Raw genomic sequence first — 19,532 nt, 5'->3', positions numbered from 1 at the left:
GCCACACCACCCCGAACCGCCCCAAGAACAAACGCTACATACCTTTATATACCTTATAAAACCCAAAAACAAAATGATTCCTATATATGTTATCGCCCCTTTACCTTGCCCTATTCCTTGGACTTATTGGGGTCTTTCCATATATTGGTTAGTGTAGCATAGTCGTAATCCAACACAGAAGGTTGTCTCTCCAAACTAAAATCGGCGAATGCCCTTTGCAATATATCCTCTATAAGGTAGTCCTCATGTACCAAATCTGGATGAAACTCCTCCTTAATACTAATGTTGAACATTTTAGCTGTAGTATTATACCAAAATGCGCGCCAGCCACTTCGCAGTTCCTTTACCAGGTCAAAGGCCGTTATACCGGTCTGCCTATAGATCAACTTTACCAAAATTTGACCTTCGGTACGGGTTAATTTTTTTAGTTCCTCCGAAAATTCATCTTCAATAAACCGCTGCACCTTTCTAGTAAACCTTCTTTTATGTGATTTTTTCTTAATATGCTCTAGACTATCGTTGAGCTCCACCAAACGCTCTGCTGCCAGTTTGGCATAAGGATACACCTTCCTGGTCTTCCTTCGTAAAATATAATATCTCAACTTATCGTTATAGGACGAGAACTTGAGCCTTCCAAATACATACACCTCATTTAAAGCTATAGAGCTTTGAAGAATGGAATCGCCCTCCATTCTCACATACTGCTTTGTAAGTGAGTCCAAAGTCTCCTCCGGAACCTGAGTCCATCCCCAAAATCCCATTATTGCACAAAGTATTGTTAACAGTCTCTTTTTCATGGAAGCATAAAATACAAAAGCCAGGCCAAAATTAAGGATAAAGAAAGAATGTTATTATTAATTAAAAGTGAATATTGTTAAGTTTGTATTCAAAATATATGTAAATGAGCACAAAGAAGATCCTTAACAAAAAATCTATCGATTTTTTAGAGAAATATTTAAACAATCCCTCCCCCACTGGCTACGAATGGGAAGGGCAAAAATTATGGATGGAGTATTTAAAGCCTTATGTAGATACTTTTATTACAGATACCTATGGTACCGCTGTAGGGGTCATAAATCCAGACGCTAAATATAAGGTGGTCATAGAAGGGCATTCCGACGAAATATCTTGGTATGTAAACTATATTACCGACAACGGTTTAATCTATGTAATCCGCAACGGGGGTAGTGATCATCAAATAGCCCCTTCCAAATGGGTAGACATCCACACTAAAAACGGCATTGTAAAGGGTGTATTTGGATGGCCGGCCATACACACAAGGGACAAATCCAAAGAGGAATCGCCCAAGCTGGACAATATTTTTATAGACGTTGGTGCCAAGGACAAGGCAGAAGTGGAAAAAATGGGGGTACACGTAGGCTGTGTCATCACCTATCCCGATACCTTTCAGATTTTGAACAAGGACAAATTTGTTTGTCGTGCCATAGACAATAGGGTTGGCGGTTTTATGATTGCAGAAGTTGCCAAACTACTCAAGGAAAATAAAAAATCCCTTCCTTTTGGGCTTTATATCACCAATTCCGTACAAGAAGAAATTGGATTAAAGGGTGCCGAAATGATCACCGAACGCATTAAGCCAAATATCGCCATTATCACTGATGTTTGTCATGACACCACAACGCCCATGATTGAAAAAAAGAAAGAGGGGCACACGGAAATTGGTGCAGGTCCGGTAATCTCCTATGCTCCGGCAGTACAAAACAAACTAAGGGAACGCATTATAGAAACTGCCGAAGCCAAAGAAATACCATTTCAGCGCATGGCCGCCTCCAGATTCACCGGTACGGATACCGATGCTTTTGCCTATAGCAATGGCGGAGTAGCTTCGGCTTTGATATCACTACCTCTTAGATATATGCACACTACCGTAGAAACGGTACATAGTGACGACGTGGAGAATGTAATTAGACTAATCTACGAAACCTTGCTGACAATCAAAGAAGGGGAAACCTTTAGTTATTTTGAATAATACACTATCAAATCCTCCCTTAGGGGAGGATTTTTTAATTACAGCAACTACTTAAAAAAAAGCTATATGGATGAATTAATAGACGTTTTGGATGCTCAAGGTAACTACACCGGAGAATCCATCATGAAGTCCGAAGCCCACAGGAAAGGAATCTACCACCCCAGTATACATGTATGGCTCTACACTAATAATGGGGAGATCCTTATACAACAGCGCGCCAAAGGCAAGGACACCCATCCGGGTTTGTGGGATGTTTCGGTGGCCGGACATATCGGTGCCGGTGAAGATATAACCTCCTCTGCCATTAGGGAGGTAGAAGAAGAAATTGGACTCACCGTGCTTCCCCAGGACTTACACAAAATAGGAGTGTTTGAGTACTCTTACCAACATAATGAGGAGTTGTTGGACCGGGAATTCCACCACACCTTTTTAAGCCAACTAAATGTAGCTGTCTCCGAACTGGTCATGCAGGAAGTGGAAGTGGACGATCTGGCATTAATATCAATAGCTACTTTTAAGGATGAACTAAAAAACAATGCCCAAACCAAAAAATACGTACCCTACGACCCGGAATATTACAACACCGTATTACAAGCAATAGAGAAACAACTATAGGCTTTTATAAAACTCCTCTGGCTTTTCAAGACTATAAGTTTCCTGCCCCCCTTTAAGCATGTCTTTCACCACAAAGGAATTATTGGCCAATTCCTGTTCCCCAATCAATATTACATAAGGAACATTACGATTATTGGCATATTTCATTTGCTTTTGCATCTTGGCACTGCTTGGATATACATCACATTTTATCCCTGCACTTCTCATCTTGGACACCAATTTCAGAGACGACAAGGCCTCTTTCTCCCCAAAATTCACACAAAGTACTTGCAGTGATCTATCAATAGCTTCGGGAAATAGATTTAATTCCTCCAAAACCAGATAGATCCGGTCCAGACCAAAAGAAATCCCCACTCCACTCACATCCTTAAGACCAAAGATACCGGTTAGATCATCATAACGGCCTCCGCCACCAATAGATCCCATGCTTACCCCATCTGGCGCAGCTACTTCAAATATAGCCCCAGTATAATAGTTTAATCCCCTGGCCAGGGTCACATCTATCTTTAAGGCGGCAGATTGCAATCCCATTTCCTCAAGGGTCTCAACAATAAACCTTAATTCCTCTACCCCTTTTTTACCATCAGAGGAAGATTGCAGCAACTTTTCCAAAACAGAAAGCTGATCCAAATTACTTCCACTAAGGGCAAACAATGGCGCTGCTTTTTCTATGGCGGCATCAGAAATGCCTTTGGCCCTCATTTCCTTGGAAACCCCTTCTATCCCAATTTTATCCAGTTTATCCAAAGCAACAGTAAAGTCAATCAGCTTATCCCTTTCGCCAATTACCTCTGCAATCCCTGCCAATATTTTTCTATTGTTCAGCTTTATACTTACTCCGTCCAACTTTAGATCTGTAAAAACAGCATCATACAACTGCACCAATTCTACCTCTTGTAACAGGGAATTGGAGCCCACAACATCTGCATCGCACTGGAAAAATTCCCGAAAACGACCTTTTTGCGGCCTATCTGCCCGCCACACCGGTTGTATTTGATATCGTTTAAAAGGAAATTGGATGTCATTTTGGTGCATCACCACATACCGCGCAAAGGGCACCGTTAGGTCATAACGAAGAGCCTTCTCCGAAATCTTTGGAGTCATGGCAGTAGAATTCTTACTGGCATACAATTCCATATCTACTTTCCTTAAATAGTCACCGCTATTCAAAATCTTAAAAATCAGTCGGTCTCCTTCATCCCCATACTTTCCCATAAGGGTTTCAGAGTTTTCAAAAGAAGGGGTTTCTATAGGTTGAAAGCCATAGGTTTGAAAATGCTTTTTAACCACATCAAAAATATAGTTTCTCTTGTTTACCTCTGATGGGGAAAAATCCCTGGTGCCTTTTGGTATGGATGGTTTTTGTGCCATTTTTTTATTCTGTTATAATTTATTATAGACTACGGGCTGCCCTGTACAGGGCATTGCTAAATTAACCTATTAGTTCTTCGAACCATTTGTAAAGGTTGCCTTTGGTTATAACCGCACCTTGCTTTATTAAATTGAACTTATCCATGTTCTTGTTGTCGGAATACGCTTTTGAAGCAGTAAGATACTCCACAAAATCGGATTGGTAATTTTTCTTGAACCAGGCAAAACCTTCCTTGGTTCTGAGGTCTATGTCCGGATTCATCACTTTTACCGAAATGAGCTTCATTTCCTTTTCCTGTAAATGAAATAAATGCATGTGCTGGGCCGATACATTTTCCAAGAACTCCACCTTGGTCAATACCCCTTCCCAAATTAGATCACTAAAAATGTCGAGCTCCTCCTCGGCCACCTCTGGCTTTTCTTTTTTTAGTTGTTCCCATTCTTCGGCCGTAATGGATTGTGTGGCCAAAAAATTAATAAACTCCTGATGTAATTCTTCTAGTTGTTGCCTAGTTAGTCTTGTGTATTTCATTTCTATGCTTATTGTGTTGCCAAGTACATTTATCTTAAATAACAATACCGTAACCCAAAACTTGGAACGAACTGCAAAAATAAAAAGGCTACGCGATTTGCACAGCCTTTTAAAACTTTAATTACAATTTATTTAAAATATATAGCGCAAGCCTAGTTGTGCTTGCCACCTAGACAACAAACTGGCATCATAACCATAGGTTTTACTAAGGCCTGGATCAAAAGTATAGGTAGGGATACTGGTATCGGCATCCACACTTACCCCAATAGGGCTAATATTATTGGGTTGTTGGATAACTCCCCATTCTGAATTGATCATGTTTCCAATATTCAACACATCCACACTAAATTGTATGGTATTGGTCTTGTTACCGGCTACCTTAAAATTATAATCCTGCAAGAGTTTTAAATCCCAACGGCCCCTCCATGGAGCTATAGCACCGTAACGCTCCATATATTCCCCCCTGTGATCACTTAAATAATCATCCTGTCTTATGTAAGCTTCAAAAGCCTGTGCCTGACCAGCTCCCGAAAACTGCATCTGTTCCACTTCAGCACTGGTAGGGATATACAACAAATCATTGTTCTGAGCAGAGCTATCTCCATTAATATTCCCTGCATAGGTATAGTTATACCTCCCGCCCTGGGCATATTCAAAAAAGGTAGAGACCGTTGTAGCCCAAGTATCACCGCCATAACGGAACTGTTTGGAGGCCACTCCTATAAAACGATGGGTATCCCCGTATTTGGAATAGGCCAGTACATCCTTATTGGCATTTCCTAAATTAGGATTAAAATCGAAGGCATCTCCAGTGATCTCCGCCTCTATAGAATTTACATCCTTTGCATTGAGATAACTATAGGCCAAGCTGGTGTATAATCCATTGGAAAAGGTTTTTTGACCTTTAAGCGAGACATTCCAAACCCTACCTTTGTCCGAATTGGTAAACACATAGGCATTGTTACCCCTATCCCCATCAAGGTATATAGGTCTATTGTCTCCAGGGGCATTTAGGGTTCCCGAAGGATTTCTCATTCCCCAGTTCTGCACATGGGCCGCATTTATATCTTTAGTATACGACACATCAAGGGTTCCTACAATTCCGTTTTCAAACCGCTTGTCCAGCCCTAAATTGGTCCTCCATACCTGAGGGAACTTAAAATCAGGATCCACAATTTGAAAAAATCCGTCATCGGCACCGCTGACCTGATTTCCAATCCAAACAAAAGGCAATCTGCCTGTAAACACTCCCGTACCTCCCCTAAGCTGGGTAGCCGTTTCTCCGCTTACCTCCCAATTAAATCCCAGCCTTGGTGAAATTAACCAATCATTGGTGGGCATTTTGGTAGAATTTAAAAACACCTCCTCATTACTATTGGGGTTAAAATAGGAGATGGTGTTATCCCTTGTAGCACCGTTATCGGTATCTATGAATTTCTGTATAAGATCCCCGGTATTAAAGTACAATGGCTTATCGAAGCGTATGCCGTAGGTAAGTTTAAAATTTTCTAAGGCATTCCATTCATCTTGTACATAAAATGCCAACTGACCTACATTAAGTTCCGAAAGCTTCCAACCACCATCATTTCCGGTTCCGGCAGCATTTCTGGAATTAAATTCATTTTGGGTAGCTGCTAGGTATTGATCCACCACTCCTCCCGGCTCTGCATTGTCCAAAAACTCCTGAACACTTGGATACGGACTAAACAATCCGTAATAGGGGAATATCCCAAAGTTGAAGGATTCGTAATTAGTAAGGTTGAAGGAATTTTTGAACATAAATTTTTCAAAGGAAAACCCTACTGTATAGGTATGGTTACCTTTAAAAAAATTAAGATTGTTGGTCAACTGTATCACCTTTTGGTCTAAGCTGTTATTTATAGAAAAAGGCTCGTGCCCTGCTATGATATAATTAGACCCATTGCCATCCTGTATTGCGATAATAGGAGCGGGTGAGGAAAAAGGGTTTCTAAAGTCGTCAAAATAGGAATAGCCCAACTGTAACTTATTGGTAGCCTCGTCGGACAGATTCGAATTCAACTCCAGCTGAAAGGATTGCAAGCGATTATTTATCTCATAGCCCGAATTTTGAAATTGCAAGGTCGAGAAATTAGGGCCTCTAGCGGCAATAGCAGTAGGATGTGCCGGTTTTTCCTTAGAAGCATCCAAGAAATTATATATTAAGGCCAATCTATTGCTATCATTCATGTTCCAATCCAATTTAAAAATTCCTTTGGTAGATTTGGCCCCAAAAGTAAATCCCTCGTAGCTACCTGTGTCATATCCCAATGTAGCCAAGGCAGATTGTACGGCAATGAGGTCACTTTCCAATACCCGAGATTCATTAATGGCTCCCGAATTGGTATTGGGAATCCAACCATTGGTTCCCAAGTCATCCCTTTCATCCTTTTCAAAATTGGCAAAAAAGAATAGCTTGTTCTTTATAATAGGCCCACCAATACTAAAACCGTACTGATTTTGTTTTAAATCGGGTTTCACAACATCTTCCCCCTTTACTTTGCCTCCGGTCAGGTCCTGATTTCTAAAAAAACCGTAGACGGTACCGTGAAACTCGTTGGTTCCACTTTTGGTCACGGCATTTACAGAAGCCCCGGTAAAACCAGATTGCGTTACATCATAGGGGGCCGTAGATACCTGTATCTGATCTATGGCATCCAAGGAAATAGGCTGTGCATCGGTCTGTCCGCCAGGTGTTGGGGCATCCAAGCCAAAGGGATTGTTAAAAATAGCCCCATCCAGGGAAAAGTTATTGTATTGATCATTACGTCCGCCAAAAGAATTGCCACTGGCAGTAGGTTCCAACCGGGTAAAATCCGATGCCGATCTAGAAATTGTAGGAAGGCGGGTCAACTCCCTGCTCCCAACACTGGTCTCTGCACCCGTCCTATCACTGCCAAAAGTACCACCGCCACGTTCGGACACCACAACCACCTCATCCAGCGCCTGGTTATCGGGGACTAATTTCACGTCAATATTCTGCGTTTTGCCCAGGGTTAAAAAAACATTGCTATCAGTCCAACTTTTAAAGCCAATATAGGATATGATTAACTCATAAGGACCACCTACTCTAAGGTTCAACAGGTTAAACCTACCATCTTCATTGGTGATAGCTCCATATTTGGTTCCGGTAGGGGTATGAACGGCAACCACATTGGCCCCCAATAAGGGAACATCCAAATCATCCAATACCATTCCCCTGATATTGGAAGTGGTTACTTGACCAAAAAGGGCATGCCCAGAGCAAAATAACAATAGGATTAGAAGTAGCTTTTTCATAAGACCTTTAATTTTTAAGTTAATAAAGTAGTTAGCCCTATAAAAATAGCACAAAAAAAGGCCACATTTCTGTGGCCTTTAAAATAAATATGTAATAGCTATTAACCTTTAGCTTCTGCAACTACCTCAAATGGGAAATCAAAAACTACATCTCTGTGCAATCTAATTTGCGCATTATAAGGGCCTGTTCTTTTTACAGCACCACCCTGAATAGAGATATATTTTTTATCCACGGATTGTCCGGCTTTTTCCAAAGCATCGGCCAAATCTATATTGGTAATTGATCCAAATAATTTGTCACCAGCCCCAGCTTTTGCTGCTATCTTGATTTCCAATTGTTTAATGGCCTCAGCTGTTTTACTAGCCGCATCAACAATTTTCTTCTCTTTATGAGCTCTTTGCTTTAGGTTTTCTGCCAAGACTTTTTTGGCTGAAGGTGTTGCCAAAGTGGCCAATCCACGAGGGATCAGGTAATTTCTACCAAAGCCGTTCTTTACATTCACCAAATCATCTTTAAAACCTAAGTTCTGTACGTCTTCCTTTAATATAAGTTCCATCGTCCGTTTCTTTTTATTTTAATAAATCGCCAACATAGGGCATTAAAGCTATATGACGTGCTCTTTTTACGGCTACAGCCACTTTTCGCTGATATTTCAAGGAAGTACCTGTAAGTCTTCTTGGAAGCAATTTACCTTGCTCATTTACCAATTTCATTAAAAAATCAGGATCTTTATAATCTACATATTTAATACCTGATTTTTTGAAACGACAATATTTCTTTTGAGTATTGGTCTCAATGTTAAGTGGGGTTAGATATCTAATTTCCCCATCTTTTTTACCTTTAGCTTGTTGTTCTATTGATGCCATAATCCTTACGCTTTAGCTTTTAACTTTGTTCTTCTTCTTTCTGCCCATGAAACGGCGTGCTTGTCTAATTTTACAGTTAGAAAACGCATAACTCGTTCGTCCCTTCTGAATTCCAATTCATAAGGGGCCACAACGTCGCCCTCAGCTGTAAACTCGAACAAATGGTAAAAACCACTCTTCTTGTGTTGGATAGGATAGGCCAATTTCTTAAGCCCCCAGTTTTCTTTGGCTACCATTTTGGCACCTTTGTTAATTAAGAAATCCTCAAATTTCTTAACTGTTTCCTCTATCTGGGTGTCAGATAGAACGGGATTTAAAATGAAAACAGTTTCGTAATTGCTCATATATTTAAATTTTTTAAGTCCGCAAAAGTAATTATTTTTTATTCCACTCACAAGAAAATGAAAAAATCTTCGTTATATCTTAAACAAACATAAACAGAACTTAACCAAAAACAATTAAACCTATGCTCATTGCCATTTACACAACAATTACTGCAGTGTTTACAACTTTTATTGTAAATCAGGGTGGTTTTTAAGTACTTTGTCAATGATTTAACCCCACAAATCAACCATTTATGAAATTAAGAAGCATTATCGTGGACGACTCGTCCATGCAGCGGATGGCGGTTGCCAAACTGGTGAATAACCATCCGAATTTGGCTTTGGTAGCTGAGTACAGCAATGCCATAGAAGCTAAGAACGGCATTAAAAACAATGAAATCGATTTAATTTTCCTAGATGTTGAGATGCCAATTATCACTGGGTTCGACCTCTTGGAGTCCCTAGATAACAGCCCTCAGGTGATTTTGATCACTGGTAAACCCGATTATGCATTGAAAGCTTTTGACTACGATGTGACGGATTACCTACACAAACCTATAACCTTGTCCCGTTTTGACGCTTCTGTAAAAAGAGCCGTTGCAAAATACGAGCAATTAAACAAGGTAACGGAAGATGAAGAACACATATTTGTTAAGAGTAATTTAAAGAAAAGAAAGGTTATTCTAAACGAAATCAAATGGATAGAAGCTTTGGGCGACTATATAAAATTAGTTACCGATGAAGCCAATATCGTAATTTTATCAACAATGAAATCTTTCGAAAAGCAGTTGCCGGAAGATAAGTTTTTAAGGATTCACAAATCATATATTGTGAATTTAGAAAAGGTAGAGAAGTTTAACAGTAAAAATGTAGAAGTTAGCGGAAGACAAATACCTCTAAGTAGAAACAAGAAAACCGAATTAGCTGAGGCTTTAAATAATTTTTAATTATATGTGATCTACATTGTAGATTACCCTAACGCCTCTGTAATACGAAATAGCATTAAAGGATTTTTCAATTCTTTTAATGCTATTTTTTGTTTTAACCAAAGAACGATTGTCCCCTATCTTCAGGATAATATTCTTTATATATTGATTTCTGATTCTGGCTACCGGAGGATACTCTGGCCCTAAGACATTCTTATCAAAAACATTTTTCAAGGATTTGGCAAACCATTCCGCGGCCTCGTTCAATTTGTTATAGTCTTTGTGCTTGAAGGTAATTTTAATGATCCGGTTTGCAGGTGGATAGTTAAACTGTTCCCTTTCATATAGCTGTTCCTTGAACATTTCCACATACTCATTGGTAGTCACCTGTTGCAATATCCTGTGGTTGGGGTTATAGCTTTGTATAATAACCTTTCCCCTTTTTTTGGTTCTCCCCGCCCTACCCGCCACTTGGGTAAGCAACTGAAAGCTTCTCTCGTGAGCCCTATAGTCGGGGAAATTTAACAAGGAATCCGCATTCATGATCCCAACCAGGTTGACATTTCTAAAATCCAAACCTTTGGTCAACATCTGTGTTCCCACCAAAATATCAAATTCCTGCTGTTCAAAGGCCGATATAATTTTTTCGTACCCGTGTTTGCCCCTAGTGGTATCAAGATCCATTCTACCCACATTGGCTTTGGGAAAAAGGGTTTGCAATTCCTGTTCCACCTGTTCTGTACCAAACCCTTTGGTATCAAGGGTGGTACTTCCACAAGCCTGACAACTGGTCTGTAGTGCAATGTGGTAACTACAGTAATGACATCGCAATTGTTTTCTATGCCTATGATAGGTTAAACTCACATCACAATTGGGACATTGAGGGGCGTGCCCACAAGTAGTACATTCCAATATGGGAGCAAAGCCCCTGCGATTTTGAAAAAGAATAACCTGTTCACCATTGTCCAAGGTCTCGGCAATTTCCTCCATTAGCCTTTCCGAGAAATGCCCCTTCATCCTTTTTTTTCTGGATTGCTCCTTAATATCCACCAGCTCCATATCCGGCATAAGCACATTTCCATATCGCCGTTCTATTTTGGCATACCCATATTTGCCTATCTTCACATTGTACAGGCTTTCTATACTTGGGGTGGCAGATCCCAACAAAATGTTACTCCCATGCAGGTTTCCCAAAACAATGGCCGCATCCCTGGCATGATATCGTGGAGCAGGATCATATTGCTTAAATGAGCTTTCGTGCTCTTCATCTACAATTACCAATCCCAAATCTTTAAAAGGAAGAAATAGGGCCGAACGGGCCCCAATTACAATCTGTGCCTTTGCCTTATCCTGTAATACATTGTTCCACACCTCTACCCTTTCCTGTACATTGTATTTGGAATGATATACGGCCACTTTCTCTCCAAAATAAGCCTGTAGCCTAGCAATCAATTGGGTGGTAAGGGCTATTTCCGGCAATAAATACAAGGCTTGTTGACCTTTATTAATATATTCCTCAATCAACTTAACATACACCTCGGTCTTGCCTGAAGAGGTTACCCCGTGCAACAACGTAACCTTATCCTCCTGAAAAGATGCTTTTATGCGTGTAAGAGCGTCCTGTTGGTATTCATTGAGAGATTTTAATTGTTCATTTTCCTGAGCCCCCTCGTAGACCACCCTATCGGTACGGATAAAATGTTCTTCCAATATTCCCTTGTCCAATAAAGCCTTTACCACGGCAGACGAACTATTGCTGACCTTCTCCAATTCCTTTACTTTTACAGGCTTCTTTGTCTGTGCCTGCAACTGGAACAGGGAAAGTACAACCTGACTCTGTTTGGGAGCCCTCGTCAGGGAATTTAATAGAGCCTCCAAGCTTTCTTCTGTCCTATAGTCTTTTCCCAATTGAACGTACCGTATCAATTTGGGTTTGTATTGCTCAAAGACTTCTTCTTTTAAAAAAACAATGTTTTTTTGAATAAGTCGGTTCAACACCGGAATGATATTTTTTTTATCAAGGATCTCACTTATTTCCTGAACCCGTAAAATTGATTGATGCTGTAAAGCTTCAAACACCATAAACTCGTCATCCAAAAGATCATTTTCTTCTACAATGGCCTTTTCGTTCCTAACGATCAATGTTTCACTTTCCAACAATAGTGCACTGGGTACTGCAGAGCGAAATACTTCCCCTATAGAACACATATAATATTGTGACAACCATTCCCAAAACTTCAATTGTACACGGGTTACCAAGGGATGGTCATCCAAAATCTGATCAATATCCTTAGCCTCGTATACGCTAGGATCGGTAGTGTGTATATCATGAACGAGGGCCGTGTATATTTTTGATTTCCCAAAAGGAACTGCCACCCGCATCCCGGGCCTAATAATGTTTACCGCGGCCTCATTTATCCTATACGTAAATAATTTTTCTATAGGAATTGGTAAAATAACATTGATAAAGTACTGCATATTTCCTTAACTCCTATCCTTCAACCCTGAGCCAGGTTTGGGTACGGTATATAAATGCCAAATACCCCCTTACCTTTAGCTCGTCCGGATTTTCGGGATTTAGCCATATTTTACACCTAAATGTCATAGCCTGTTCCGGATCAAAAAGTGTCTTCCCTTTCCATTCGCCATTACCTACGGGCTTTACCTCTTCTATTATTTTCATTCCTACTATGGGCTTATTCTTTCGCTCCCCATTACACTTGGCACATACGGCGTCTTCCCGGCCTTCCTCCAAAATCTCCACTACATGACCATACATTAACCCATCTTCTTCGTAAATTTTTATTATAGCCTTGGGGTTCCCTGTCCTATCGTCTATTGTTTTCCATTTCCCAAATACGCTTTGCCCATGGAAGGACATAGAAAAAAGCATAAAAACTACGTATACTACCAACTTATTCACTTTCATCATGTTTTTTATATTTTTTTCTCAATGAATTTAATGAGGCATTCAGTTCAAACCCCAACAGCAATATATTGGAATTTAACCAAATAAAGACCAATAAAATCAACAATCCACCCAAAGCCCCATATAATTCGTTATATCGGGCAAATTTTTCAACATACACCCCAAATAAATAGGACGTAAGAATAAAAAGTAAGGTGGTCATTAAGGCTCCTGCAGAAAAAAACTTGGCCTGCTTCCCCTCTTTGGTCCCAAAATAATATAAAATTGCCGTAATGAAGTAAGCCAACATCCCCAAGAACATAAATTTGCCCCACTGTACCAGAATATAATCGCTTTCATCTACCTGAATTTCTCTTCCCCTATGGGTAATTTCATGTAGTCCCATAAGTACATATGCTTCAAAATAGACAAATACCACCGCCCCCAATAGAAGTAAAATAGATAGCATCAACCCAACAACCAAAGCGTAAAGATATTGTCTAACAATGCTTCGGTTTAGGCTCACGTGATATGAATTTTCGAACCCTCCAAAAATAGCGTTTACCCCATTGGCCATTAAAAAAATGGAGGTTATAAAGGCTATCGCCGAAGATAACACATCTCCCCTTTCCTGTTCACTGATCTGCAGATAAATCTCACCAAAATATTCGCCGGTGGCCCTAGGCAAAAAGGCCTCCAAAAAGTTTAAAAAATCGGCATCAAAATTAGAGTTCCCCACAGAAACATATGGAATAATAAAGGGAATTAAGGTCACTAAAAAAATAAGCAGGGGAAAAAGGGCCAAAAACAAACTAAAGGATATGGCACTAGCCCTTGTAGAAAGTGCGCCTTTCACAATTCCCATTACGTACATCTCTACAAGGTCATAGAAAGATAGCCCTTCAAAAGCGGGCAGCTTAATCCTTTTCAACAGACCTACTATCCAATTAAGAATGGGAACCTTATTTAGTTTCTCTTCTATTTCACGAGACATCTAAACCGCTTTTAGACTAAGATCCATATTATAAATGGAATGGGTCAAAGCCCCGGAAGAAATAAAATTGACCCCACATTCCGCATACTTTCTAATGGTTTCTTCATTAATTCCACCAGAGGATTCGGTTAAACATCTATCCCCAATTAATTTAACCGCTTTACGGGTATCCTCAAAACTAAAGTTGTCCAATAGAATTCTATAAATACCATCCGACTTTAAAATAGTCTTTACCTCCTCTAGATTTCTGGCCTCAACAATTATCTTTAAATCCAGACTATTTTCTTCAAGGTAATTTTGGGTTTTTTCAATAGCTTTGGTAATACCCCCGGCAAAATCTATATGGTTATCTTTTAGCATAACCATGTCATACAAGGCAAACCTATGGTTTTCTCCCCCTCCTATTTTAACGGCCCATTTCTCCAAAGCACGTATTCCCGGTGTAGTCTTTCGGGTATCCAGTATTTTTGTTTGTGTGCCTTCCAAAAGTTTTACAAAATAGTTGGTCTTGGTAGCAATGGCGCTCATTCTTTGCATTCCGTTCAATACCAATCTCTCTGCCTTTAAAATACTTTGCGAACTTCCGCTAACATGAAAGGCCACATCACCAAATTCCACGGGTTCCCCGTCCTTTATAAAAGTTTCTATTTCCAATTCACCGTCCACATACTCAAAAACCTTCTTGGCAAAACCTATCCCCGCAATGATACCCTTGTCCTTTACCAAAAGTTTGGCCCTACCCACAGCTGTATCCGGTATACAGGCCAGTGAACTGTGATCACCATCACCTACATCTTCGCGTATAGCATTCTTAATAATTAAATCCAGTTCTGCTTTAAATTGTTCTTCTGAGATCATGCAATATTTTTTCCCTGCTAATTTAGTAAAATGTTTCCCTAATTCCTCCAACAGTGTGGCTTTGCTTAGGACTGTGGCAAAATTAGATGCTCTAGCACCTGGTAATGACCTCCTTTACTCCCTCATATCACCCACAGCAGCAGTAATCGCCTTTTGGAATTTAGGATTTGCGCATTACATTTGCCCCATGACTATAAAACTGTTAGTATTGGGAAAGACCGATAGTGCCCAATTGATCCAATTGATCAATGAATATCAGAATAGACTTAGGCACTACATTAAATTTGAGCTGGAAATAATCCCGGATATAAAAAACACCAAAAACCTTTCTGAAAAACAACAAAAGGATAAGGAAGGCGAGGCCATCTTAAGCAAACTCAACAATACCGACATTTTAGTTCTATTGGACGAAAAGGGAAAACAAAAAACCTCTGTAGAATTCTCCGAATACCTTCAAAAACATATGAATTCTGGCATCAAACAATTGGTTTTTGCCATTGGTGGGCCTTACGGTTTTAGTGATGCCGTATACCAAAAAAGTATCGGTAAGATCAGCCTGTCCAAAATGACCTTTTCCCATCAAATGGTGCGACTCTTCATGGTAGAGCAATTGTACCGGGCCTTTACCATTTTAAGGAATGAACCCTATCACCATCGGTAGTCCTATTAACCTTTTCGGTGAAGATGATTTAGCCTCACCAAAGACCGAGATCTATAACAACACTTCAGTTTAGTTTTTGTACCGATTCTGACATCGTACCAGTAGACTATAAGAAACGAATTATCAACAATCACACTGCTACTGTATGTAAACTAATATATTCTAACAATAATATGCTAAAAACCAATAGCTCTGCTTATGTGTTTGGAAAGTTCTGTCTATTATTAAATAAATTAAATTCTCTTCTTCTCTAATTCATGGTCATAAGATAGTAGTCTCTTACGGGAGCATTTAATTGTTGCGACGCCAAAGCTCGTAACAACCATACCTTGGCACCAATGCCTTTTGCCCTTTCATAATCGGTCTGCAGCAAATAATCGGCCAACTGTAATTCTCAGTGATCATTACGCTCCTCATAGGCTTTATTCAGCTCTTCAAAAACCTTATTTTTACCCCTGCCAATGTTATAATGTTTTTTGCTTCTTGTGAGGACGTTAACGGGTAAAGATTTGTTGGATTATCATCATACCAACCTACATAATACAAATATATAGAACGGACTCCCCAAGGTACTGAGCCATAAAACTCCTGTAAATTTGGTTGATTGGCCAATGACTCTGATAGTTTAACACTGTCTACTGTTTGTTGTAAAGTATACCCCTTGTTCATGGCGTTTATTGTTTGGGAGTAAACACTTAGAATGGCAGACGCAGAATTTTTTAAATTTTGATTAACAACTAATTTTCCGGAAAGTGGACGTGTGGGTAAAAATAGGCCGCTACAGGTTTATTGCTTACTTTACGGAACTATTCGACAACCTTTTCCGCAGCTCTTAAAGAGCGAAGAGCATCAATGATCACCACTCCCTGCTCACCTTGCGCCATTGAGGCATTGGAACCATCATAACACACGGCTATATACACCTTTTTTTCCAATTTGATAATCTCCGGTGTAAATTCGGCATTTTGACCTTTTAATTTGATGATGTTAGGGTGTTCTGTTCCTTATCCAAGATCTTGCTCTTGAAATGTGTTTTGTTCTGTTGAATTTTGACAAGACTGTAAACATATAATTCCCAAAATGAGCAGGCTGAATATCACAAATTTGCGAACTACAATAGATGGGGCCACTATTGCTTGATTCTTTTCTAGTTTTATTTTCTATAAATTTTTTATTGCTTTGATCATTTCAAAGGCTGTTTTATGCTGTCTTCCTGTTGCTTTTTCAAAATCGGAACTTACATCATTAAGGCCAATTTTTATCCCTTCGTAAATACCGGCTATTATAGTTCCGATAAAATCGCCTAAGGCTTCTTTTCTTTCATTCTCATAAGCCTCCACAGAAATAGGATTATAGGTCAGATTTGTATGATATACCTGATTAATAATTTCCGCTAATTCGGCCTGGGTAATGGCCTCGCCCACAAGGTTATAAACTTGGCCATTATGCTTTGTATTGAGAAGCATTTGCGCATAGGCGCAACCCAATTCTTCCCTACTGGTATAGGCACATCTCCCATCTGCAGCACAATTTCTAATCTCGCCTTCTTTTACATAGTTGTTAATATACTCAAGGTCTGGCTCTATATATATTCCATTTCTACCGATCACCCATTCCAACCCAGAGGCCCGGACATCTTTTTCGGTCGCTCGATTACTTTGTACCACGGGGCTGAATGCGGTTTTGTTTTCGTCACCTACAATACTAGTGTAGACAATTTTTTGTACTCCATTCTGTTTTGCCGCTCCAATGACATTTCTATGTTGCTGTATTCTTTTTTGGGGATGGTCCATACCGGAAACCAGAAGAACAGCATCAACACCTTGCAAAGCTTTATCAAAATCCTGCCGATTATTGTAGTCCCCCTTTCTAATTTCAACATCTAGATGTTTTGCCTTTTGAGGTGTACGTGCTATACCTATTACATTCTCTTTCCCGATTTCCTTTTTTAGCTGTTTTACAATTGCTGTCCCTAATTGTCCACTTGCCGATGTTACCGCAATTTTCATATTATTTTAATTTAATGAACCTTATTACTAAGCCATACTAGTTCTTATGTTTGCCTTAAATGTTATCAATTTTTGTTTGATAAAAGGTATTCCAATAATTTGTCCCAAACCTACTATTATTGCATTCAACAAGTCATAATATCCCTTTTTATGCTTAACTGTAAAGAGCGAAATGGTAAATTTAATATACCAATTATTCAACCATTTTCAGATGGTCGATAATCCCACTTTTAAACACAGTTTTCAAGGTTCTTTCTGGCTTGTTTTCGTATCCGACTATAATAGAACCATGCACAAGCATTTTTTCAAAATCAAAAACAAGGGTTAGATAATCCTTTTTATCTGTTTCGTGCCAGTTGATTAAATATAGATTACTGCCAATCTTACGCGAATGATAAACAATATCCTTATTTCCATTTCCTGTTGCCCGTCCGGCCACCCATTCATATTTAGCTTTGCCATTGTAAAACTCCATATGTATGGCCGTACCATCCTGATATTGGAAATTTAATGAGTAACCATCCAAAAAATGTTCGGGCTGTCCAAACTGAAACTTATTTTCTTCGTTTGTTTTGTTTTGAGCATTGCCAAGTCCAACACTGAATAGTGCAAGACATATGAATGTAACCAATTTTGTTTTCATATTCCCTGATTTTAAAGTTTGGCACAAAATTGATACTAAACTGAATAATGCAGTAGGTTAATCTTTGAAAAAGAATGGTAAATATGGAAACAAAACCCCTATAAGTCGGTTTTGAACTGTTTTGGCGTAGAGCCAGTATGCTTTTTGAAGAATTTCGTAAAATTTGTCACCTCCCCAAAACCCACCGCATATGCTATTTCCTTTAAGCTATAATTGGAACTAGCAATAGCTCTTTTTATTTCAAGAATCACAAAATTATCTATAAAATGTTTGGCAGTATTTAGGGTGAATTCTTTAACTATATCATTCAAATGCTTTGTGGAAACTGAGAGCATGTCCGCATAGTCCTTCACATTTCGGGTGGCTGTAAATTTTTCTTCCACTAAATTTTTAAACTCAAGAAATAACGGATAATGCTTTTGATATTGTTTTGGCGAATCATGGGTCTGAGCAAGACGTTCCAACTTAAGTAGATACAATTGGAGGATTGTAGCCACAATATTTTTTTGTGCATAGGCATTTTCATTGCCAAGTTCATCTCTTAATTGCCCAATAAGCGATTCATTATAACTGCTGCCATCAACGACAGTTTTGGAAATATGATAATTATAAAGGTGGGATATAAACTCGATCGATGATTTAGAAAAATAATGGAGTACAAATTCTTCCGTAAACACAATGAGGAAACCATCATAACTTGGATTTCTCTCAAAAGCATGTACCTGTCCTTTTGCTATTTTTAATACCGAACCTTCCGTTAATGGATATTCTTTTAAATCAACACTATGGCTTCCGGAGCCCTTTGTTACAATTAACAAGGCAAAAAAGCCAAGCCTATGGGGTTTATTGGGATCGTGATCCAATCCTGATCTTATTTTAGCAAATAGTTTGGATAGATTTAAGAACTCAAATTCCTTTTCGTTTTTTTCACTTTTAAATGATATGTTGGGAATATTATTCAGGTCGAGAATTTGTTTTAAGCTTTAATCCCATTGTGTTGATTTGCATTGACTAATATACGCTTATAATTAATTATTATACAGTATTTATCTAGGCGCCAATTATTATTACAAATCCTTCTATGTTTCAGTAATACCATAGTTTACAAGCTAACTCCAAATGCTAACAAAGCAAAAAGGCCTTATTCACTATGGTATAAAGTGGCCTTGACACCTAACTACTCAAAGTAAGCTTAAAACGTATTAACTAACTCTAAACCACTCATTGACAATTAAAAAAAAGAATTTAACCCACTAATTATTTTTAGATAGGAAACGGATCAATCTCAAAAGTTGTGTGTAGGTTGCATAAATAGAATAAAATATCCCCGTTTTCATGTTCTGTTTATTTTTTGCATCACCCAAAAAAACAACCAGGGCCGAATAACCAAGCTACGGTGTACACTGATTAGGAGGAGCCAGCTGTAGCCAAGGCTAGGCTGATTTTAATTTTTTTAAACCTAAGGATTTTCCACAGCCAAACGTGTAAACCACTTGATTTAGGACGAAATTGAAAATTGGCCGTTTTTTTGTTCCGTC

Annotated in this window: 19 protein-coding genes; 4 read left to right on the top strand and 15 right to left on the bottom strand. The window is 39.0% G+C overall.

What is annotated here, in order from left to right; all coding sequences use genetic code 11:
- Positions 1 to 110: 110 nt before the first annotated feature.
- On the bottom strand, positions 111 to 797 hold the full coding sequence (locus tag EHW67_RS13365) for a DUF4294 domain-containing protein (protein WP_126162893.1): 687 nt from the start codon (positions 795 to 797) through the stop codon (positions 111 to 113).
- Between the two features lie 104 nt (positions 798 to 901).
- On the opposite strand from EHW67_RS13365, the gene EHW67_RS13360 reads away from it, so the two are divergent.
- Both EHW67_RS13360 and EHW67_RS13355 read left to right on the top strand, forming a co-directional pair.
- Entirely contained in the window at positions 902 to 1,990 is a 1,089-nt protein-coding gene (locus EHW67_RS13360) for a M42 family metallopeptidase (protein WP_126162892.1), read from the top strand.
- Between the two features lie 66 nt (positions 1,991 to 2,056).
- Positions 2,057 to 2,605 carry an NUDIX hydrolase gene (locus tag EHW67_RS13355; protein WP_126162891.1) on the top strand — a complete coding sequence of 183 codons (549 nt, stop codon included), beginning with the start codon at positions 2,057 to 2,059 and terminating at the stop codon, positions 2,603 to 2,605.
- Here EHW67_RS13355 and hisS read toward each other — a convergent pair.
- The 6 genes from hisS to rpsF all read right to left on the bottom strand — a co-directional run bounded on the left by hisS (position 2,600) and on the right by rpsF (position 9,016).
- Entirely contained in the window at positions 2,600 to 3,976 is a 1,377-nt protein-coding gene (gene hisS, locus EHW67_RS13350) for a histidine--tRNA ligase (RefSeq protein WP_126162890.1), read from the bottom strand. The two genes, EHW67_RS13355 and hisS, sit on opposite strands and share 6 nt — an antisense overlap.
- A 61-nt stretch (positions 3,977 to 4,037) precedes the next feature.
- On the bottom strand, positions 4,038 to 4,508 hold the full coding sequence (locus EHW67_RS13345; RefSeq protein ID WP_126162889.1) for a DUF6495 family protein: 471 nt from the start codon (positions 4,506 to 4,508) through the stop codon (positions 4,038 to 4,040).
- A 132-nt stretch (positions 4,509 to 4,640) separates the two neighbouring features.
- On the bottom strand, positions 4,641 to 7,805 hold the full coding sequence (locus EHW67_RS13340) for a TonB-dependent receptor (protein WP_126162888.1): 3,165 nt from the start codon (positions 7,803 to 7,805) through the stop codon (positions 4,641 to 4,643).
- 101 nt (positions 7,806 to 7,906) lie between these two features.
- Positions 7,907 to 8,362, bottom strand: a complete 456-nt coding sequence (gene rplI, locus EHW67_RS13335; RefSeq protein ID WP_126162887.1) for a 50S ribosomal protein L9 — start codon at positions 8,360 to 8,362, stop codon at positions 7,907 to 7,909.
- 13 nt (positions 8,363 to 8,375) lie between these two features.
- Entirely contained in the window at positions 8,376 to 8,675 is a 300-nt protein-coding gene (gene rpsR, locus EHW67_RS13330) for a 30S ribosomal protein S18 (RefSeq protein ID WP_202911975.1), read from the bottom strand.
- A gap of 2 nt (positions 8,676 to 8,677) precedes the next feature.
- Positions 8,678 to 9,016, bottom strand: coding sequence for a 30S ribosomal protein S6 (gene rpsF, locus EHW67_RS13325; protein WP_126162885.1), 339 nt, complete (start codon positions 9,014 to 9,016; stop codon positions 8,678 to 8,680).
- Positions 9,017 to 9,249: 233 nt separating this feature from the next.
- Between rpsF and EHW67_RS13320 the strand changes: the two genes are divergently transcribed.
- Positions 9,250 to 9,942, top strand: a complete 693-nt coding sequence (locus EHW67_RS13320) for a LytR/AlgR family response regulator transcription factor (protein WP_126162884.1) — start codon at positions 9,250 to 9,252, stop codon at positions 9,940 to 9,942.
- Here the strand turns inward: EHW67_RS13320 and priA are convergent, their stop codons facing one another.
- The 4 genes from priA to nadC are packed head-to-tail and all read right to left on the bottom strand — an operon-like array spanning position 9,943 to position 14,681.
- Positions 9,943 to 12,399: a replication restart helicase PriA gene (gene priA / locus EHW67_RS13315; protein ID WP_126162883.1), complete on the bottom strand. Its 2,457-nt coding sequence runs from the start codon at positions 12,397 to 12,399 to the stop codon at positions 9,943 to 9,945. It lies immediately after the preceding gene.
- A gap of 13 nt (positions 12,400 to 12,412) precedes the next feature.
- Positions 12,413 to 12,853 (bottom strand): DUF2147 domain-containing protein, encoded by a 441-nt coding sequence (locus tag EHW67_RS13310; protein WP_126162882.1) that lies wholly within the window; start codon positions 12,851 to 12,853, stop codon positions 12,413 to 12,415.
- Positions 12,837 to 13,823 (bottom strand): YihY/virulence factor BrkB family protein, encoded by a 987-nt coding sequence (locus tag EHW67_RS13305; protein ID WP_126162881.1) that lies wholly within the window; start codon positions 13,821 to 13,823, stop codon positions 12,837 to 12,839. The genes EHW67_RS13310 and EHW67_RS13305 overlap by 17 nt, the downstream gene beginning before the upstream one ends.
- Positions 13,824 to 14,681, bottom strand: a complete 858-nt coding sequence (gene nadC, locus EHW67_RS13300) for a carboxylating nicotinate-nucleotide diphosphorylase (protein WP_126162880.1) — start codon at positions 14,679 to 14,681, stop codon at positions 13,824 to 13,826.
- A 187-nt stretch (positions 14,682 to 14,868) separates the two neighbouring features.
- On the opposite strand from nadC, the gene rlmH reads away from it, so the two are divergent.
- Positions 14,869 to 15,342 carry a 23S rRNA (pseudouridine(1915)-N(3))-methyltransferase RlmH gene (gene rlmH, locus EHW67_RS13295; protein ID WP_126162879.1) on the top strand — a complete coding sequence of 158 codons (474 nt, stop codon included), beginning with the start codon at positions 14,869 to 14,871 and terminating at the stop codon, positions 15,340 to 15,342.
- 426 nt (positions 15,343 to 15,768) lie between these two features.
- On the opposite strand, the gene EHW67_RS21015 is transcribed toward rlmH, so the two are convergent.
- The 4 genes from EHW67_RS21015 to EHW67_RS13275 form a co-directional block, all read right to left on the bottom strand.
- Complete coding sequence (locus EHW67_RS21015; RefSeq protein ID WP_126162878.1) at positions 15,769 to 16,011, bottom strand: alkyl sulfatase dimerization domain-containing protein; 243 nt, start codon at positions 16,009 to 16,011, stop codon at positions 15,769 to 15,771.
- Between the two features lie 491 nt (positions 16,012 to 16,502).
- Positions 16,503 to 17,351 (bottom strand): SDR family oxidoreductase, encoded by an 849-nt coding sequence (locus EHW67_RS13285; RefSeq protein WP_126162877.1) that lies wholly within the window; start codon positions 17,349 to 17,351, stop codon positions 16,503 to 16,505.
- Between the two features lie 193 nt (positions 17,352 to 17,544).
- Positions 17,545 to 17,994: a MoaF-related domain-containing protein gene (locus tag EHW67_RS13280; RefSeq protein ID WP_126162876.1), complete on the bottom strand. Its 450-nt coding sequence runs from the start codon at positions 17,992 to 17,994 to the stop codon at positions 17,545 to 17,547.
- A 98-nt stretch (positions 17,995 to 18,092) separates the two neighbouring features.
- The gene (locus EHW67_RS13275; protein WP_238389927.1) at positions 18,093 to 18,857 is read right to left on the bottom strand and encodes a helix-turn-helix domain-containing protein; all 765 of its coding nucleotides are present in this window, start codon (positions 18,855 to 18,857) and stop codon (positions 18,093 to 18,095) included.
- Between the last annotated feature and the right edge of the window lie 675 nt (positions 18,858 to 19,532).

The organism is Arenibacter aquaticus (assembly GCF_003957295.1).
GTDB classification, from domain to species: domain Bacteria; phylum Bacteroidota; class Bacteroidia; order Flavobacteriales; family Flavobacteriaceae; genus Arenibacter; species Arenibacter aquaticus.
Note: the sequence above shows the minus strand (reverse complement) of the source record. Positions and strands in the feature narration are given on the sequence as shown.

Bases quoted from the DNA above. Each gene is read 5' to 3' on its own strand.
- EHW67_RS13365 (WP_126162893.1), bottom strand. From the start codon at position 797: ATGAAAAAGAGACTGTTAACAATACTTTGTGCAATAATGGGATTTTGG.
- EHW67_RS13360 (WP_126162892.1), top strand. From the start codon at position 902: ATGAGCACAAAGAAGATCCTTAACAAAAAATCTATCGATTTTTTAGAG.
- EHW67_RS13355 (WP_126162891.1), top strand. From the start codon at position 2,057: ATGGATGAATTAATAGACGTTTTGGATGCTCAAGGTAACTACACCGGA.
- hisS (WP_126162890.1), bottom strand. From the start codon at position 3,976: ATGGCACAAAAACCATCCATACCAAAAGGCACCAGGGATTTTTCCCCA.
- EHW67_RS13345 (WP_126162889.1), bottom strand. From the start codon at position 4,508: ATGAAATACACAAGACTAACTAGGCAACAACTAGAAGAATTACATCAG.
- EHW67_RS13340 (WP_126162888.1), bottom strand. From the start codon at position 7,805: ATGAAAAAGCTACTTCTAATCCTATTGTTATTTTGCTCTGGGCATGCC.
- rplI (WP_126162887.1), bottom strand. From the start codon at position 8,362: ATGGAACTTATATTAAAGGAAGACGTACAGAACTTAGGTTTTAAAGAT.
- rpsF (WP_126162885.1), bottom strand. From the start codon at position 9,016: ATGAGCAATTACGAAACTGTTTTCATTTTAAATCCCGTTCTATCTGAC.
- EHW67_RS13320 (WP_126162884.1), top strand. From the start codon at position 9,250: ATGAAATTAAGAAGCATTATCGTGGACGACTCGTCCATGCAGCGGATG.
- priA (WP_126162883.1), bottom strand. From the start codon at position 12,399: ATGCAGTACTTTATCAATGTTATTTTACCAATTCCTATAGAAAAATTA.
- EHW67_RS13310 (WP_126162882.1), bottom strand. From the start codon at position 12,853: ATGATGAAAGTGAATAAGTTGGTAGTATACGTAGTTTTTATGCTTTTT.
- EHW67_RS13305 (WP_126162881.1), bottom strand. From the start codon at position 13,823: ATGTCTCGTGAAATAGAAGAGAAACTAAATAAGGTTCCCATTCTTAAT.
- nadC (WP_126162880.1), bottom strand. From the start codon at position 14,681: ATGATCTCAGAAGAACAATTTAAAGCAGAACTGGATTTAATTATTAAG.
- rlmH (WP_126162879.1), top strand. From the start codon at position 14,869: ATGACTATAAAACTGTTAGTATTGGGAAAGACCGATAGTGCCCAATTG.
- EHW67_RS21015 (WP_126162878.1), bottom strand. From the start codon at position 16,011: ATGAACAAGGGGTATACTTTACAACAAACAGTAGACAGTGTTAAACTA.
- EHW67_RS13285 (WP_126162877.1), bottom strand. From the start codon at position 17,351: ATGAAAATTGCGGTAACATCGGCAAGTGGACAATTAGGGACAGCAATT.
- EHW67_RS13280 (WP_126162876.1), bottom strand. From the start codon at position 17,994: ATGAAAACAAAATTGGTTACATTCATATGTCTTGCACTATTCAGTGTT.